This is a genomic window from Pseudomonas sp. VA159-2 (assembly GCF_024126635.1).
Classification (GTDB): Bacteria; Pseudomonadota; Gammaproteobacteria; order Pseudomonadales; family Pseudomonadaceae; genus Aquipseudomonas; species Aquipseudomonas muyukensis.
The window spans coordinates 1-16,180 of sequence record NZ_JAMYBV010000048.1 but is presented as its reverse complement, the minus strand read 5'-3'; the positions used below and the strand labels follow the sequence as shown (position 1 = coordinate 16,180).

Annotated in this window: 17 protein-coding genes and 2 pseudogenes; 15 read left to right on the top strand and 4 right to left on the bottom strand. The window is 66.1% G+C overall.

Annotated features, from left to right (window positions below; translation table 11 throughout):
* A pseudogene (locus tag NJG22_RS23990) lies at positions 1-78 on the bottom strand (hypothetical protein); the annotation flags it as partial.
* Here NJG22_RS23990 and NJG22_RS23985 point away from each other — a divergent pair.
* The 4 genes and pseudogenes from NJG22_RS23985 to NJG22_RS23970 all read left to right on the top strand — a co-directional run.
* Positions 66-584: pseudogene (locus NJG22_RS23985) on the top strand (ParA family protein); the annotation flags it as partial. The pseudogenes NJG22_RS23990 and NJG22_RS23985 sit on opposite strands and share 13 nt — an antisense overlap.
* Positions 584-1,489, top strand: coding sequence for a CheW domain-containing protein (locus NJG22_RS23980; RefSeq protein ID WP_253098369.1), 906 nt, complete (start codon positions 584-586; stop codon positions 1,487-1,489). The pseudogene NJG22_RS23985 and the gene NJG22_RS23980, both read left to right, overlap by 1 nt.
* A gap of 67 nt (positions 1,490-1,556) precedes the next feature.
* Positions 1,557-2,036 (top strand): chemotaxis protein CheW, encoded by a 480-nt coding sequence (locus tag NJG22_RS23975; RefSeq protein WP_023630607.1) that lies wholly within the window; start codon positions 1,557-1,559, stop codon positions 2,034-2,036.
* Position 2,037: 1 nt separating this feature from the next.
* Positions 2,038-2,433: a DUF2802 domain-containing protein gene (locus NJG22_RS23970; protein WP_134693819.1), complete on the top strand. Its 396-nt coding sequence runs from the start codon at positions 2,038-2,040 to the stop codon at positions 2,431-2,433.
* 108 nt (positions 2,434-2,541) lie between these two features.
* Here the strand turns inward: NJG22_RS23970 and NJG22_RS23965 are convergent, their stop codons facing one another.
* The 3 genes from NJG22_RS23965 to NJG22_RS23955 all read right to left on the bottom strand — a co-directional run bounded on the left by NJG22_RS23965 (position 2,542) and on the right by NJG22_RS23955 (position 7,277).
* Positions 2,542-5,289 carry a DUF6543 domain-containing protein gene (locus tag NJG22_RS23965; protein WP_253098367.1) on the bottom strand — a complete coding sequence of 916 codons (2,748 nt, stop codon included), beginning with the start codon at positions 5,287-5,289 and terminating at the stop codon, positions 2,542-2,544.
* Positions 5,290-5,370: 81 nt separating this feature from the next.
* Positions 5,371-5,706, bottom strand: a complete 336-nt coding sequence (locus NJG22_RS23960) for an EscU/YscU/HrcU family type III secretion system export apparatus switch protein (RefSeq protein ID WP_217848954.1) — start codon at positions 5,704-5,706, stop codon at positions 5,371-5,373.
* Entirely contained in the window at positions 5,703-7,277 is a 1,575-nt protein-coding gene (locus NJG22_RS23955; RefSeq protein WP_253098365.1) for a flagellar hook-length control protein FliK, read from the bottom strand. The genes NJG22_RS23960 and NJG22_RS23955 overlap by 4 nt, the downstream gene beginning before the upstream one ends.
* Positions 7,278-7,440: 163 nt before the next feature.
* On the opposite strand from NJG22_RS23955, the gene ccmA reads away from it, so the two are divergent.
* From ccmA to NJG22_RS23900, 11 genes are all read left to right on the top strand, one after another.
* On the top strand, positions 7,441-8,073 hold the full coding sequence (ccmA, locus tag NJG22_RS23950; protein ID WP_217848950.1) for a cytochrome c biogenesis heme-transporting ATPase CcmA: 633 nt from the start codon (positions 7,441-7,443) through the stop codon (positions 8,071-8,073).
* Positions 8,070-8,738, top strand: coding sequence for a heme exporter protein CcmB (gene ccmB / locus NJG22_RS23945; RefSeq protein ID WP_134693825.1), 669 nt, complete (start codon positions 8,070-8,072; stop codon positions 8,736-8,738). The genes ccmA and ccmB overlap by 4 nt, the downstream gene beginning before the upstream one ends.
* 46 nt (positions 8,739-8,784) lie before the next feature.
* On the top strand, positions 8,785-9,552 hold the full coding sequence (locus NJG22_RS23940; protein WP_253098363.1) for a heme ABC transporter permease: 768 nt from the start codon (positions 8,785-8,787) through the stop codon (positions 9,550-9,552).
* On the top strand, positions 9,549-9,725 hold the full coding sequence (gene ccmD / locus NJG22_RS23935) for a heme exporter protein CcmD (protein WP_253098361.1): 177 nt from the start codon (positions 9,549-9,551) through the stop codon (positions 9,723-9,725). The genes NJG22_RS23940 and ccmD overlap by 4 nt, the downstream gene beginning before the upstream one ends.
* Positions 9,722-10,177, top strand: a complete 456-nt coding sequence (gene ccmE / locus NJG22_RS23930) for a cytochrome c maturation protein CcmE (protein ID WP_217848946.1) — start codon at positions 9,722-9,724, stop codon at positions 10,175-10,177. Before ccmD ends, ccmE begins: the two co-directional genes overlap by 4 nt.
* Positions 10,178-10,188: 11 nt before the next feature.
* Positions 10,189-12,162 (top strand): heme lyase CcmF/NrfE family subunit, encoded by a 1,974-nt coding sequence (locus NJG22_RS23925; protein WP_253098371.1) that lies wholly within the window; start codon positions 10,189-10,191, stop codon positions 12,160-12,162.
* Positions 12,159-12,695, top strand: a complete 537-nt coding sequence (locus tag NJG22_RS23920; protein ID WP_253098359.1) for a DsbE family thiol:disulfide interchange protein — start codon at positions 12,159-12,161, stop codon at positions 12,693-12,695. Before NJG22_RS23925 ends, NJG22_RS23920 begins: the two co-directional genes overlap by 4 nt.
* On the top strand, positions 12,692-13,168 hold the full coding sequence (locus NJG22_RS23915) for a cytochrome c-type biogenesis protein (protein WP_253098357.1): 477 nt from the start codon (positions 12,692-12,694) through the stop codon (positions 13,166-13,168). Before NJG22_RS23920 ends, NJG22_RS23915 begins: the two co-directional genes overlap by 4 nt.
* Positions 13,161-14,348 (top strand): c-type cytochrome biogenesis protein CcmI, encoded by a 1,188-nt coding sequence (ccmI, locus tag NJG22_RS23910; RefSeq protein WP_253098355.1) that lies wholly within the window; start codon positions 13,161-13,163, stop codon positions 14,346-14,348. Before NJG22_RS23915 ends, ccmI begins: the two co-directional genes overlap by 8 nt.
* 12 nt (positions 14,349-14,360) lie before the next feature.
* Positions 14,361-14,786: a hypothetical protein gene (locus tag NJG22_RS23905; RefSeq protein ID WP_253098353.1), complete on the top strand. Its 426-nt coding sequence runs from the start codon at positions 14,361-14,363 to the stop codon at positions 14,784-14,786.
* Between the two features lie 77 nt (positions 14,787-14,863).
* Positions 14,864-15,802 carry a 2-hydroxyacid dehydrogenase gene (locus NJG22_RS23900; RefSeq protein ID WP_253098351.1) on the top strand — a complete coding sequence of 313 codons (939 nt, stop codon included), beginning with the start codon at positions 14,864-14,866 and terminating at the stop codon, positions 15,800-15,802.
* Positions 15,803-16,180: the final 378 nt, after the last annotated feature.

Here is a 16,180-nt window from a genome sequence, read left to right as displayed (position 1 = left end):
CACCGCCGGCACCTTGCCCAGGCCGAACAGCATCAGCACCGGGATCAGGTAGACGAAGGCCGGCAGCGTCTGCATCACGGGCGGTGCTCGAGCGCCAGTCGCCAGGACAGAGCGGCCTGGGCCTGGTGATCGCCAAGAGTCTGGCGCAGCTGTGGCAAGATTTCGACTTCGCCTTGATCGACAGCCCGCCCTTGCTCGGCGTACTGATGGTCAACGCCCTGGCCGCCAGCCAGCAATTGGTGATTCCGGTGCAGACCGAGTTCCTTGCGGTCAAGGGCCTGGAGCGCATGGTCGGAACCCTGGGCATGATCAACCGCTCGCGCAAGCAGGCGCTGCCGTATCAGATCGTGCCCACGCTGTTCGACCGCCGCACCCAGGCCTCGCTGGGCACCCTGAAAGTGCTGCGCGACACCTATGGCGAGCAGGTCTGGCAGGGTTACATCCCGGTTGACACACGCCTGCGCGACGCCAGCCGCAACGGCCTCACGCCGTCGCAGTTCGACGGCAAGAGCCGTGGCGTGGTGGCCTACCGGGCGCTGCTCAAGCACCTGCTTACCTACCGCTCTGCGTTGCAGGTGGCGTGATGAACCAGGCCCGGCCTATCACCAGCAAGCCCCAGATGGCCCTGCAGTCCTACCTCGACGGGTTGCTGCAGGAAGCCACCGAAATATTCGACCTGCCGGAGCACGCACCGGCAGTCAGCGCGCCGGCGATCGAAGCGGCGCCCAGCGATGAGTTCGAGGCGGCCGTCCGTGAGGAACAAGCCCGCGACGCCCAGCGTCAGGACGCGCCTGCGCCTGTGCCGGCCCGGCCTTTCGCCGAGCCGCACGCCAAGGTCCTGCCCACTGTTCTGCCCCCGGCGCCCCCTGTAGAGGCGCCGGAGGTCAGCTTGGTGGCCGAAGCCAGCATTGCGCTCCCCAGCGAAGCACCGACCGCCGAGTTGGTGGCGCCGCTGGTCGAGCTGCATGCCCCGGCCGCGCCTGCTGCGCCGACCCCTCCGGCCACGGTCGATGGGCGTCCGGCCTGGGCCGCCGAGCCATTCGAATGCCTGCTATTCGACGTGGCCGGCCTGACCTTGGCGGTACCCCTGGTCTGCCTGGGTTCGATCTACACCCTGGCCGGGCAGGAGCTGACACCGCTGTTCGGCCAGCCGGACTGGTTCCTCGGCATCCTCACGTGCCAGGCGGGCAATCTCAAGGTGCTGGACACGGCGCGTTGGGTCATGCCCGACCGCTACCGCGACGATTTTCGCCAGGGCCTGCAATACGTGATTTCCGTGCAGGGCTACGAATGGGGCTTGGCGGTACACCAGGTCAGCCGTTCGCTGCGCCTGGACCCGGCCGAGATCAAGTGGCGCAGCCAGCGCGGCCAGCGCCCGTGGCTGGCGGGCACGGTGATCGAACACATGTGCGCGCTGCTCGATGTGGCCGAACTGGCCGAGCTGATCGCCAGTGGCGCGGTCAAGCAGATGAACACCAAACACAACTGAATCCACGCCGCTACTGCCGCGGCTACACAGAGCACACCGCCAAAGGCGGATTTAGAGGGCTAGGGGAATGAAAAAGTCGTCTGCACAAGGTTCCGAAGATCCGATCCTGCAATGGGTCACCTTCCGTCTGGACAACGAGTCCTACGGCATCAATGTGATGCAGGTGCAAGAAGTGCTGCGCTACACCGAGATCGCCCCGGTACCGGGCGCACCGAGCTACGTGCTGGGCATCATCAACCTGCGCGGCAACGTGGTGACGGTGATCGACACCCGCCAGCGCTTCGGCCTGATGTCCAGCGAAGTCACCGACAACACCCGCATCGTTATCATCGAGGCGGACAAGCAGGTGGTCGGTATCCTCGTCGACAGCGTCGCTGAAGTGGTGTACCTGCGCCAGTCGGAGATCGAGACCGCGCCGAACGTCGGCAACGAAGAGTCGGCCAAGTTCATCCAGGGCGTTTGCAACAAGAACGGCGAGCTGCTGATCCTGGTCGAACTGGACAAGATGATGACCGAGGAAGAGTGGTCCGAGCTGGAGAACATCTGAGTTGATCTTCGAGGTTGCTGTCATCTTCCTGGCGCTGCTCTGGGCGCTGAGCCTGTGGTTCTTCCTCAACTACAGCAAGCGCCAGCGCGAGCTGGCCGCCCAGCAGGCCGAGGGCGATGCGCTGCGTGACCAGCGCATCAAGGACCTGGCCAAGCGCCTGGACGACTACCAGAACGGCACCGTGCGCATGGGCGAGGCGATCCACGAACTGCGCGCGGTGGTCGCGCCGTTGCCCGAGAAACTGCAGCAACTCGAGCAGCGCGACCCCAACAGCGTCACCTTCACCCAGGCGGCCAAGCTGGTGGTGATGGGCGCCAGTGTCGAAGAGCTGACCCAGACCTGCGGCCTGACCCAGGCCGAGGCGCAACTGATGAGCAAGCTGCACCGCGGCGAGTGATGAACCGGGCGACGTGAGTCGCCCGGTTTTCATTGAGGGTGTCGATGCCAGAGGCGCCGTCGTGCTTGGCTCGCCAACAAAGGCGGTGGGCGTGTGCGGGCCCTGTGGCTAGGGCTTGGCCCAGGAGTGATTGCCACCCACGCGCACCAGGCGGTTGAACGGCAGCAACTGCCGCGAGACTGTCCGATAGCGGTCCAGGTCTACATACAAGCCGGCGTTGATGCGGGGCATCTGGAACAGGTTGGTGATCTGGCGCAGGAGTTTCAGCGTCGGCAGGTGCTGGTCGACCACGTCGGTGAGCAGCCCCGGACCGGTCAGGCGGTTGAGATTGCTGGCATAGCGATAGAAGCCTTGCGGGTCTTGGCGAAGGCTGGGGCGGCTGGCATAGAAGCCTGGTTCTGCCAGGTAGCGGCTGCGCATTTCCTCGCTGATCGCCCGCAATGTCGGGTTGCCGGCGTGGCTGCCGATCACGCTGGTATTGAACTGCCAATTCATGCCGAGCTTTTCATTGGACATCGGTGGGAACAGCAACAGCCCTTCGTCGCTGGTGCTCAACGCGACTTGCTCGATGGCTTCGCCTGGGCTGCCGAGCGCTTGACCGGCGACGACGTAGGGATGTTCACCCACGGCCAGCAGGCTGTCATCCACGTCCATGTAGATACCGCCTTCACTGTGCAGCATGGGATAACGCAGCACATCCGAGGCTGACGAGAAGTTGCCACCGGCAATCGCGGCCTGATACTGGGGATGGTAGGGGCCGTCACGAAAACTGATGAACCAGGGTTGTTCTTCCAAGGGCAGCACTTGCAGGCCGGGGGCATGCATGCCCAGCAGGCGCAAGTTCTCGGTGTAGGCGCCAGTGTCGGCCTTGGACAGATAAAGGCGCAGGCGGTAGGAGGTGCCATTTAAGCGTTCGGCGTTATTGCCCAGATTGGTCAGCAGTGGCGCGTCGATGATCTTGTCGCCTATCCAGAGACCGAGGAACTGCCGTGGAATTGGCCGGATGCCGGCGGTTGGCGCATCTGCTATCGCCACCGGCAGGTGCAGGTCCACGCCGAGTGCGCGCAGGGTGGCCATGCGCATCGGGTCGGTGACGACCCGGTTGCGCAAGTTCACCGGCAGCAGGTCGCGGCTGCCGGCCTGGGGTATGTAGTGGATTGGGTCGACTTCGTTGAGGTCGCCTTCGAAGATGAAGCTGTCACTCTCCAGGTCATAGACCATCTCGGCGTTGTAGCCACCCACGGAGGCGGCCAGCAGATCAGGCGTCCCGTCGTAGCGCGGTATCCGGTCGATGGCCGCGTAGGTGGCTGCATCGGCACCCGGGATTGCAGGGATTGCGTCGGGGGTATGAAAGTAAGGTGCGACCTCGTCGGCCGGCAAGTGCGGGGGCGAGACTGGGCTCAGTGGGTAGCCCAGGCGACCGTTGACCTCCTGCGGCGCGATGAAACCCTCGTTCTTGACTCGATAGAGCGCCACGTCGCGGCTCAGGCCGGCGTGCACCAGCGGCAGGGCATTGAACAGGCCGAAGGTCGCGTTGCCCGCACCCTCGGCGCGTTCCTCCTGGCCATGGGCATTGATGGCTTGATCCAGGCCCAGGCCGAACTGGGCGATGCCACCCAGGGCGTAGATCGGCGCCAGTTCTGGCACCACGATAGCCAGCGGAGCGAGCAGGTTGATCGCCGAGTTCAGGTAGCCCCGCCAGCGGGCTTTGCTCACTTGGCCATTGCTGGTGATGCGGTAATCGGCATCCTCGTAGCTGCGCTTGCGTTGCTGCTGGGTCAGGGCCAGGAACAGGTCGTCCTCGATCAACGGGCTGTACTGGTCGGGCTTGTAGTTGACGTAGGTACGTGGATGCCAAACGCCTTCAGCGGTGAAACCTGGCCGGTTGCTGGGCAGGTGGTTGCGGGCAGGGTACAGGCCTAGCCCGTCCAGCGCGGTGGCCAGGCCACTGAAGTCGAGGCCGTCGGGCACATCGGCCAGGGCGAAGTGCTGTTGCAAAGCGGCGCGGGTGTCGGGGCTGCGGCACTGGCTGGCGATCCAGTCCTGCAGCGCGCCGGGGCTGGCGAAAGCATGCAGCGGCGCGGCGTTGCCTGGGATGTAGAGCAGGGTCAGGTCGCTTGCCGGATCGCTGATCTGCAGCAGGTCGGTGGCGACATAGCCATAGATGTTGAGAAAGCGCAGGTGCAACGGTGCGGGCGCCTGTTCCAGCCCCGCCGCGCGCCAGGCAAGTCGGCGCGCCGGGTCGTCGAGGCTGCCTTCGGCGACCTGGCGGTTGCAGGCGGTGATGAAGGCGATCTTCGCCGCCAGGCGGTGACCGCTGGCGCGGCGCTGCCAGTAGGTATCCAGCATGGTCTTGTAGGTAGTGTGGAAGTCGAGGTCCCAGATGAACTGCTGGAAGTCTTCAGCCGCGAGGGCGACATGGGTACGGGCGCTGTATTCGCTGGGGACGGTCTGGCGGAAAAGACCGTTGTAGATGCCGTAGCCGCTGCCGTTGGACAGCGGCTTCGGCGGGTCGAGCCGGTCGACCAGGGTGATGCGTCGGCTGTTCGGAAAGCTCCCGGCCCAGGGCCTGCCCAAGGCGGCGTCGAGTAGGTCGTTGCTCGACTCGCCTTGCCAGTTGGCCAGTACCGCCTGGGTCAGTGTCATTTTCTGTTTCACAACCCCCACCTCGCCAATGCCGTGGCGCCATTGATGGTGCAGCACGACCACATCGGTACGGTCGGGGTCGAGGGTTTGACCACGGCGAGCGGCCCAGTTGCGGATGGCCGTGGCCGCGGCGCGATCAGGGCGAGGAAAGTCCTTGAGGTGGTCGCTGACAAAGCGTACACCGGCATTGCTGACGTAACGGGTATTCATCGTGGTGGCCCAGCTTGAAAAGAAGGCGCCACGATGATCGATGCGGCCTGCGCGCGAGCGGCAGCGGGTTACCACCCGCTATCAAGGGCGGTAGGGCAGGCCGGGCAGTTGTGGGGTGATATCACGTTCGGCGGCGGGTTCGTCGCTGAAACCGACCGGCACCTTGCCGCGCAGCTGCCAGGCGAACGCGATGATTTCGGCGATGGTCAGGTACAGCGCTTCGGGGATCTGCTCGCCCAGCTCCAGGCGCGCCAGCAGGCGCACCAGCTCGGCATTCTCGTAGATCGGCACCTCGTGCTCGCGGGCCAGGGCGAGGATGGCCTCGGCCAGCTCGTCGTCGCCCTTGGCGGTCAGGGTCGGGGCCTGCTGGCCATCGTAGTTCAGGGCGATGGCCTGGCGTGGTGGCTTTTTGCTCATGCGTTCTCGTCCACCCAGCGTTGTTCCAGGCGTGTGCGCGGGCCTTGCGGCGGGGTGCCAGGGTGGCACTCCAGGTCGCCGACGTCCAGGCCGCGGGCCAGCAGGCGCTCGCGCAGGGTGCCCAACTGGCTGTCGATCAGGCGCGCGGTGTGTGCCTGTTGTGCCCACAGCTGGCCGGACAGGCGCCCCTGTGCCAGCTGTGCCTGGACTTGCAGCGGGCCGAGCGGCGACAGGTCGAAGGCCAGTTCGATACGCCACAAGGCCTGCAGCGGGTCGTGCTGTTCGCGTTCGCGGTCAGCTTGCTGTTGCGGGGTTTCCTCGCGTTGCAGTTTCACTTGCAGGGGAATGAACTCCTGCCCGTGACGCACCGGGATCTCGCTCTGCCAGGTGGTCTGCTGGTTGCCGTTATCGAGGCTGCCGGTCTGCTGCAGGCTCGACAACGAATGGCTCTGCAGCCGGGAAATTGCCGCTGCTGCCAGGCGCAGCAGTTGCTGCAGGTCGCCTTCGCTTTCCAGCTTCTGCAGCAGCCGCGAGGGCAAGGGGAAAGCGCTGGGCAAGGGGCGCGGGCTGACCTGGCCGAGCATGCCCAAGGCGCTGCGGGCCAAGCCCGGCACGGCGTGGGCGAGGGGCGTGCCGGCCAGGCTGGGGGGCAGGGCCTGCGCCGGGTGGCCCGGCTGATTGGGCAGGGCCTGGGCCACCAGCCGGAGCAACTGCGCCTTGAGGTCCGGGGCGACGGTGGCGGCCTGGCCGCCGAGCAGCTTGGCCTCGAGGAAGGTGCCGCTGTCGTTGAGCGCCCGGGCGAGGTTCTTCGCATCCCCCAGTTGCCGCGCGTCGGGCAGGCTGGCGAGCAGGCGCTCGGCGCTGGCGCGCAATTCGACACCGGCATCCGGGGCGCTGGCGATGCGCTGCAGCACGTTGAGCATCCCCGGCAGCGAGGCCTGCTGGGCTTGTTGAGTCGACAGGTGCTGGGTGACCGCCAGCTGGTCCTGACGACCGCTCAGGGGCACGAAACGCAGGGCCTGGTCGCCTTGCACCACGGCGCTGAGCAGGCTGCCCAGGGGGAGCCGGCGCGGGCTGTCGATGACCAGGGTGGCGCCGGCCTGGCTGCTGTTGAGCAGGCTCACCAGCGAGCGGAAACTGGTGGTTTCGCCAGGCGCCGGAGGCAGCGCCTGGCTGGTCAGGACCTTGCCCTGCAACAGGGTGCCAACCGGTACCTGGCGGGTGTCGAGCTGGGTGAGGGTGGCGACGGTGGCGGCGTTGCCCAGTTGCACCATGACCGCCAGGCGGTTGCTGTCGGGCTGGCTGACGATGATCTGGCTGCCCGGGGCCAGGGGCTGGCTGGCACTGGCCAGTACCTGGCTCTGGCTGCCATTGGCCTGGGTCAGGCGCAGCAGCAGCTGGAAGTCCGGGCCGACCTGGCGCAGGCTCACCACCTCGGCCTCGGCGCTTTCGCCGGGCGCCAGCAAGCCTGGCTGGGCCTGCAGCAGGCGCAGCAGTTCGCCGGTCATGGCGGCCTTGGCCACCTGGGGGCTTACCGCAGTTTGAGCGCCGAGACTATTGATTTCAGTCATGATTGTATACAACCTGTCGAACCCGCCCTCTTGGCAGGGCGGCACCGCGTGTAATAATGCCGCCTGCCCGCCACTGCCAGTATAACGGCAGGGCTCGAGGCGACTTGAGACAAGGCTTTGCGATCGCTACCGGGCGCAAGGCCACACTGCATAAGGCGATACCGTGACCCTTCACCTCCAAGCCGCGGGCCTGGCCTGCGAGCGCGACTGGCGGCTGCTGTTCGAGCAGTTGGACTTCGAGCTGCGTCCCGGCGACATGTTGCAGATCGCCGGCCCCAATGGCAGCGGCAAGACCAGCCTGCTGCGCCTGCTGGCCGGGCTGATGCAGCCGACCGCCGGGCAGATCCTGTTCAATGGCCAGCCCTTGGCCGAGCAGCGTCACGCCCTGGCCAGCATCCTGCTGTGGATCGGTCATGCCGCCGGGATCAAGGACCTGCTGACCCCGGAAGAAAACCTCGCCTGGCTGTGCGCGCTGCACCGCCCCGCAGGGCGCGAGGCGATCTGGCAGGCCCTGCAGGCCGTCGGCCTGCGTGGCTTCGAGGATGTTCCCAGCCATACCCTGTCCGCCGGCCAGCAGCGTCGTGTGGCCCTGGCCCGGTTGTACCTGGACAGCCCGCCGTTGTGGATCCTCGATGAACCCTTCACCGCCCTCGACAAACAGGGCGTGGCGCAATTGGAGGCGCACTTGGCGGCCCATTGCGAGCAAGGCGGTACCGTGGTGCTGACCACCCACCACTCGCTCGCGCGCAAGCCGGGCGGCTACCGCGAGTTGAACCTGGGGCAGTGGGCGGCATGAGCGTATTTCTTTTGTTGTTGCGCCGCGAGGCGCGCCTGTTGTTCCGTCGCCCGGCGGAGCTGGCCAACCCGTTGGTGTTCTTCGCCATCGTGGTGGCGCTGTTCCCCCTGGCGGTCGGCCCCGAGACACAATTGTTGCAAACCTTGTCACCGGGACTGGTCTGGGTCGCGGCCCTGCTGGCCGTGCTGTTGTCGCTGGACGGGCTGTTTCGCAGCGACTTCGAGGACGGTTCGCTGGAACAGTGGGTGCTCTCGCCCCATCCGCTGGCCATGCTGGTGCTGGCCAAGGTGCTGGCGCACTGGATCTTTTCCGGGCTGGCGCTGGTATTGTTGGCGCCACTGTTGGCGCTGATGCTCGGCCTGCCGGCCAGTTGCCTGCCGGTGCTGCTGGCCTCGTTGCTGCTGGGCACGCCGGTGCTGAGCCTGCTCGGCGCGGTGGGCGCGGCGCTGACGGTCGGTCTCAAGCGCGGCGGCCTGCTGCTGGCGCTGCTGATTCTGCCGTTGTATATCCCTGTATTGATCCTGGGCAGTGGTGCGTTGCAGGCGGCATTGCAGAATATGCCGGCCACCGGTCATCTGCTCTGGCTTGCCAGCCTGACTGCCCTGGCCGTGACACTGGCACCCTTTGCGATAGCGGCCGGGCTGAAGATCAGCGTCGGCGAATAACGAGTCCCGGGCACCGCAGCCCGGCCAATACCCTGGATGTACCCTGATGAAAATTAGCTGGACGTGGTTCCACAAGCTGGGTTCCCCCAAATGGTTCTATGCCATCAGCGGCCGCATGCTGCCGTGGCTGACCGTCTCCGCCATCCTGTTGCTGCTGGTCGGCATCACCTGGGGCCTGGCCTTTGCCCCTCAGGACTACCAGCAAGGCAACAGTTTCCGCATCATTTATATCCACGTGCCCACGGCGATGCTGGCGCAGTCTTGCTACGTGCTGCTGGCGGTGGCCGGGGTGGTGGGGCTGGTGTGGAAAATGAAACTGGCCGATGTCGCGCTGCAATGCGCGGCGCCCATCGGCGCCTGGATGACCGCGGTGGCGCTGGTGACCGGGGCGATCTGGGGCAAGCCGACCTGGGGCAGCTGGTGGGTGTGGGACGCGCGCCTGACCTCCATGCTGATCCTGCTGTTCCTGTATTTCGGCATCATCGCCCTGGGCCAGGCGATCAGCAACCGCGACAGCTCGGCCAAGGCCTGCGCGGTGCTGGCGATCGTCGGCGTGGTCAACATCCCGATCATCAAGTACTCGGTGGAGTGGTGGAACACCCTGCACCAGGGCGCCACCTTCACCCTCACCGAAAAGCCGGCGATGCCGGTGCAAATGTGGGCGCCGCTGCTGATCACCGCGCTGGGTTTCTATTGCTTCTTTGGCGCCGTGCTGTTGTTGCGCATGCGCCTCGAAGTGCTCAAGCGCGAGGCCCGCGCCAGCTGGGTGCGCGATGAAGTGTTGAACAGCCTGGGCCGGGAGGCCGCCAGATGAGTTTCGCGTCCGTCAGTGATTTCCTGGCCATGGGGCACCATGGCCTGTACGTCTGGTCGGCCTATGGCATCTGCCTGGCGGTGCTGGCGCTCAATGTCGCCGCGCCCCTGCTGGCCCGCCGTCGCTACCTGCAAGAAGAGGCGCGCCGTCTGCGCCGGGAGAGCAAACCGTGAATCCGCAGCGCAAGAAACGCCTGTTCATCATCCTCGGCCTGCTGGCCGGTGTCGGCGTGGCGGTGGGCTTTGCCCTCAGCGCCCTGCAGCAGAACATCAACCTGTTCTACACCCCGACCCAGATCGCCAACGGCGAGGCGCCGCTGGACACTCGCATCCGTGCCGGCGGCATGGTCGAGAAAGGCTCGGTGCAGCGCTCGGCCGACTCGCTGGACGTGCGTTTCGTGGTGACCGACTATACCAAGTCGGTGCCGATCACCTACCGCGGCATCCTCCCCGACCTGTTCCGTGAAGGGCAGGGCATCGTTGCCCTCGGCAAGCTCAATGCCGACGGCGTGGTGGTGGCCGACGAGGTGCTGGCCAAGCACGACGAGAAATACATGCCGCCTGAGGTCACCAAGGCCTTGAAGGAAAGCGGCCAGGCCGCCACGGGTGGGGAGGCCAAGCCATGAATGCAGCCCTGGTGATTCCCGAGCTGGGCCAGTTGGCGATGATCCTGGCGATCTGCTTCGCCGCCGTGCAGGCCACCGTGCCGCTGCTCGGCGCCTGGCGCGGCGACCGCCTGTGGATGAGCCTGGCGCGTCCGGCGGCGTGGGGCCAGTTCGCCTTCCTGGCGTTTGCCTTCGCCTGCCTGACCCACGCCTTCATGACCGACAACTTCTCGGTCGCCTATGTCGCCAGCAACTCCAACAGCGCCTTGCCCTGGTACTACAAGTTCAGCGCCGTGTGGGGCGCCCACGAGGGCTCGCTGCTGTTGTGGGCGATGATCCTGGGGGGCTGGACCTTCGCCGTGTCGATCTTCTCGCGCCAGTTGCCGCAGGTGATGCTGGCCCGGGTGCTGGCGGTGATGGGCATGATCAGCGTGGGTTTCCTGAGCTTCCTGATCATCACCTCCAACCCGTTCTCGCGCCTGCTGCCGCAGGTACCGGGCGATGGCCGCGACCTCAACCCGCTGTTGCAGGATTTTGGCCTGATCGTCCACCCACCCATGCTGTACATGGGCTATGTCGGCTTCTCGGTGGCCTTCGCCTTCGCCATCGCCGCGCTGCTCGGCGGGCGCCTGGACGCGGCCTGGGCACGCTGGTCGCGGCCCTGGACCATCGTCGCCTGGGCCTTCCTCGGCGTGGGCATCACCCTGGGCTCGTGGTGGGCCTACTACGAGCTGGGCTGGGGTGGCTGGTGGTTCTGGGACCCGGTGGAAAACGCCTCGTTCATGCCCTGGCTGGTGGGCACCGCGTTGATCCACTCGCTGGCGGTTACCGAAAAACGTGGCGTGTTCAAGAGCTGGACCGTGCTGCTGGCCATCGCCGCCTTCTCGCTGAGCCTGCTGGGCACCTTCCTGGTGCGCTCCGGCGTGTTGACCTCGGTGCACGCGTTTGCCGCCGACCCCTCGCGCGGCATCTTCATCCTGATCTTCCTGTTGTTCGTGGTCGGCGGCTCGCTGACCCTGTTCGCCTTGCGGGCGCCGGTGGTCAAGAGCCAGGTGGGCTTCGCCCTGTGGTCGCGCGAGACGCTGCTGCTGGCCAACAACCTGGTGCTGGTGGTGGCGGCGTCGATGATCCTGCTCGGCACCCTGTACCCGCTGGTGCTCGATGCCTTGACCGGGGCCAAGCTGTCGGTCGGCCCGCCTTACTTCGATGCGTTGTTCCTGCCGCTGATGGCGTTGCTGATGCTGGTGCTTGGCGTTGGCGTGGTGGTGCGCTGGAAGGACACCCCCGGCAAATGGCTGGCCGGCATGCTGACCCCGGTGCTGATCGGCAGCGCGGTACTGGCGCCGCTGGCCGGGCTGCTGGTCGACGACTTCGACTGGCCGGCCCTGAGCGTGTTCGCCTTGGCCGCCTGGGTGGTGCTCAGCGGTGTGCGCGACATCCTCGACAAGACCCGGCACAAGGGCCTGGCCAAGGGCCTCGGTGGCCTTTCGCGCAGCTACTGGGGCATGCAGCTGGCCCACCTGGGGCTGGTGGTGTGCGCCCTGGGCGTGGTGTTGTCGAGCAACAACAGCGCCGAGCGCGACCTGCGCATGGCGCCTGGCGAAACCGTCGAGCTGGGCGGTTATCACTTCCTGTTCGAAGGCGCCAAGCACTTCGAAGGTCCGAACTTCATTTCCGACAAGGGCACCATTCGTGTTTCGCGCGAGGGCCGTGAAGTGTCGGTGCTGCACCCGGAAAAACGCCTGTACACCGTGCAGCAGTCGATGATGACCGAGGCCGGCATCGATGCCGGTTTCACCCGCGACCTGTACGTCGCCCTGGGCGAGCCGCTGGAAAACGGTGCCTGGGCGGTGCGGGTACATATCAAACCCTATGTCCGCTGGATCTGGCTGGGCGGTCTGCTGACCGGCCTGGGCGGTTTGCTGGCGGCCCTCGACCGGCGCTACCGCGTCAAGGTCAAGACCCGGGTGCGTGAGGCCCTGGGCGTGTCTGGAGCAACTGCATGAAGCGTTGGATCATGGTAGTGCCACTGGCGGTGTTCCTGCTGGTGGCGGTCTTTCTCTACAAGGGGTTGTTCCTCAAGCCCGACGAGTTGCCCTCGGCGATGATCGGCAAGCCGTTCCCGGCGTTCTCGCTGGCCACGGTGCAGGGCGAGCGCAACCTGACCCAGGCCGAGCTGCTGGGGCGTCCGGCGCTGGTCAACGTGTGGGGCACCTGGTGCCCATCGTGCAAGGTCGAGCACCCTTACCTGAACCAGCTGGCTGAACAGGGCGTGGTGATCCATGGCGTCAACTACAAGGACGACAACGCCGCCGCGTTGAAATGGCTGGCCGAGTTCCACAACCCCTACCAGCTGAACATCGCCGATCCGCAGGGCACGCTGGGCCTGGACCTGGGCGTGTACGGCGCGCCGGAAACCTTCCTGATCGACGCCAAGGGCATCATCCGCTACAAGCATGTCGGGGTGGTCGATGCCACGGTGTGGCGTGAGCAGTTGGCGCCGCTGTACCAGGGCCTGGTCGACGAGGCCCGGCCATGAAGCGCTGGCTTGCCGCCCTGGTGTTGGGGTTGGGCCTGGCCGGGATGGCCAAGGCCGCCATCGATACCTATCAATTTCGCGACGAAGCCGAGCGTGAGCGCTACCAGCAGCTGACCAAGGAGCTGCGTTGCCCGAAATGCCAGAACCAGGACATCGCCGACTCCAACGCGCCGATCGCCGCCGACCTGCGCCGCGAGATCTTCCGCATGCTCGGCGAAGGCCAGAGCAACCAGCAGATCGTCGACTTCATGGTCGACCGCTATGGCGATTTCGTGCGCTACAAGCCGGCGCTCAGCGGCCGCACCTGGCTGCTCTGGTTCGGCCCCGGGATCCTCCTGGCCGGGGGCTTCGTGGTGCTCGCGGTGATCGTCCGCCGACGCCGCGGCCAAGCCGTGGCCGGCAACACCGAACTGTCCGCCGACGAACGCGAGCGTCTCGCCAAACTGCTGGAAAAAGAACGTACCCATGACTGAATTCTGGCTTAGCGCGGGCCTGCTGCTGCTCGCCGCCCTGGCTTTCCTGCTGTTGCCGATCCTGCGTGGCCATCGTCGCCAGCAGGCCGAACAGGACCGTACCGCGCTCAACGTGGCGCTGTACCAGGAGCGTGTCGCCGAACTGGCCGCCCAGCAGGCCGCCGGTGTGCTCGATGCACAACAGCTGGCCAAGGGCCGCGACGAGGCGGCTCGCGAACTGCTGGCCGATACCGAGCGCCACGACCTGGCCCGCCAGGGCCACCTGGGCAAGGTCATCCCGCTGCTGGCGGCGATCCTGGTGCCGGCCATGGCTTTGGGGCTGTACCTGCACTTCGGTGCCGCTGACAAGGTGGCACTGACCCAGGAGTTCGCCCGTGCGCCGCAATCGATGGAAGAGATGACCGCGCGCCTGGAGCGTGCGGTACAGGCGCAGCCGGATTCGGCAGAAGGGCTGTACTTCCTCGGTCGCGCCTACATGGCCGAACAGCGCCCGGCGGACGCGGCCAAGGCTTTCGAACGCGCGGTGAGCCTGGCCGGGCGCCAGCCCGAGCTGCTCGGGCAATGGGCCCAGGCACTGTACTTCGCCGCCGACAAGCAGTGGTCGACGCAGTTGCAGGCGCTCACCGACGAAGCCCTGAAGGCCGACCCGCGCGAAGTCACCAGCCTGGGCCTGCGCGGCATCGCCGCCTTCGAGGGCGAGCGTTTCCAGGAGGCCATCGACTACTGGCAGCGCCTGCTGGCGCAACTGCCCGAGGGTGACGCCTCGCGCGCCGCGCTGCAGGGTGGTATCGACCGCGCCGCCGACAGGCTCAAGGCCGGCGGCGGCAAGGTTGTCGAGGCGGCGCGCCTGAAAGTACGGGTCGAACTGGCCGCGGCGCTCAAGGACAAGGTGCGCCCGGACGACACCGTGTTCATCTTCGCCCGCGCGATCAAGGGCCCGCCCATGCCGTTGGCGGCCAAGCGGGTGACGGTGGCGCAGTTGCCGATCGAAGTGGAGCTGTCGGACGCCGACGCGATGATGGCCCAGATGAAACTGTCGGACTTCGCCGAAGTCCAACTGGTAGCCCGCGTCTCCCGCGCCGGGCAGCCTACCCAGGGTGAGTGGAAGGGCCAGAGCGCGCCGTTGGCCACTGCTACCCAGGGCACCCAGCATGTGACCATCGACAGCCCCGACTCATAAGAGAGCACCTCCATGAACAGCATCGTCCGCCTGACCCTGATTTCCCTGGCCCTGGGTCTTGGCGCGTGTACGGTGCAGCAGCCGGGCGAGCGCGAGCCGCTGCCGCCGATCGAGACCACGCCGCCCCCGCACCAGGGGCCGGTGGTCAAGCCCCTGCCGGGTGGGCAGCCCGGTAGCCAGCCTAGCAAGCCGGCGGCGATGCCCAAGCCGATGCCGCGCACCTCGGCCAGCTTCGCGCCGCCACCTGGCGGCGCCAGCCACTGGGACCCCAAGCTTGGGGTCTATGTGCTGGAGAAACAACCCAACACCTTCTACCGCCAGCGCACCTACTACCGTTGGAACAATGGCTGGAGCTGGTCGCTGAGCCCTGCCGGGCCGTGGCAGGACACCGACAGCAGTGGTGTGCCGGGTGGGCTGGGCAGGGCGTTCGGGCAATAATTATCGTTGGCCCCGCGACAGGGCCGGCGGCGCCAACAACTGGCATAATCCCCTTTCGCATTCGACCGGAGGGTGGCATGAGCAAGACAGTCCTGGTGCTGGTGGAAACCGTCGATGACTACCTACCGCTACTGGAGCAGGCCGGCTACCGGCTGATCCGCGCACCCTCGGCGCAGATGCGTGCCGAGGCCATCGCCCGGCATGCCAGCGAGATCGATGCGGTACTGACCCGTGGCCCGCTGGGCCTGAACGCCGCTGAAATCGCCACCCTGGTCAAGCTGCGAATCATCTGCGTGATCGGTGCCGGCTACGAGCAGGTCGACCTGGCCGCCGCCGCTGCCCGTGGCATCACTGTCACCAATGGCGCCGGCGCCAATGCTGGCCCTGTCGCCGACCATGCCATGGCCTTGTTGCTGGCGCTGTTGCGCGATATCCCCCGGGCCGACGCCAGCACCCGGCGTGGCCAGTGGAACCGGGTGATCAGCCCATCGGTGAGTGGCAAGCGCCTGGGTATCATCGGCCTGGGCGCGGTGGGCCAGGCCATTGCCCGGCGGGCTGCTCAGGGTTTCGACATGAGCGTCAGCTACCACAGCCGCACGCCGCGCGCCGAGGTGCCCTATACCTGGTACGACAGCCCGCTGCACCTGGCCGATGCAGTGGATATCTTGGTGGTGGCCACGCCGGGTGGCAACGGCACTCGGCACCTGGTCGATGCCGCGGTGCTGGAGGCGTTGGGTGCCGAGGGTTACCTGGTCAACATTGCCCGGGCCAGTGTGGTGGATACCGAGGCGTTGGTCGGCGCCTTGCGCGGCGGCGTGATCGCTGGGGCGGCGCTGGATGTATTCGATGACGAGCCGGCGGTGCCGGAGGCGCTCAAGGCGCTGGGCAACACGGTGCTCACGCCGCATGTGGCGGGGCAGTCGCCGGAGGCGGCGCGTGACACGGTGGGCCTGGTGCTGCGTAACCTGCAGGCGTTCTTCGCCGGCGAGCCGGTGCTGACGCCGGTTTGTGCGTGATTGTTCGCGGGGCAGGCCGTTTACTTATGTGGTCTTTGATTGCTTGCGTGGCGGGTTCCGGGGTTGATCGCGCTGGCTTTATTAAGTAGCGATGTGTGGTGTTGGTTTTAGATCGCTGTTTTGTCAGCAAGAGTCGGTTGGCGTTGATTTTTTTTCGTGTGTAAACCTGGTCAATTTTTCACGACTACAGCAGCTTGCTATCGTTGTGCCGTAGAGCAAGGGATAGCGTTTTTTTGATCTGTTTTTGATCTGTTTTTGATCTGTTTTTGATCTGTTTTTGATCTGTTTTTGATCTGTTTTTGATTTTGCTTCTAAGCGCGCGATAGTTCAGGCGACACTCATTGCGACTTCAGGAGGCCGAGCGGAGTTCTTGCGTAG